Origin of the sequence: Staphylococcus sp. HMSC061G12, from assembly GCF_001838465.1 — a bacterium.
In the GTDB taxonomy this organism is placed as follows: Bacteria; Bacillota; Bacilli; order Staphylococcales; family Staphylococcaceae; genus Staphylococcus; species Staphylococcus simulans.
Map to the genome: position 1 here is coordinate 1 of NZ_KV837148.1, position 365 is coordinate 365.

Sequence of the window (365 nt, forward strand, 5' to 3'; positions counted from 1 at the left end):
AAAAAAAGCGAAAGATGTAAGTGGTTTAATATTACATAGTGATAGAGGCTACCAATACACAAGTAAGCATTTTAAATCCATGCTCGATGAGCATGGCGTTATTCAAAGCATGTCACGAGTAGGAAGATGTATTGATAATAGTCCAATGGAATCATTCTGGGGAATTATGAAATCGGAAATCTATCGTGGCAATAAACATTATAAATTCAAGGACTTAAGAACAGCACGTAAACAAATAAAAGAATATATCAACTTTTACAACAACGAAAGAATTACTTTGAAAATGGAAAGATTAATTGTTTAACTTCAAATTTAAGAGTGTCCTAATTTATCTGATTTGAAAAAGTGATTAGCATAGTGTGCTA

The 365-nt window shown here is 31.0% G+C and carries 1 protein-coding gene; it reads left to right on the forward strand.

All coding sequences use genetic code 11. The features are described from left to right. On the forward strand, window positions 1–304 hold a 304-nt coding region (locus HMPREF2937_RS09970), incomplete at its 5' end, for an IS3 family transposase (RefSeq protein ID WP_142351434.1). Window positions 305–365: the final 61 nt, after the last annotated feature.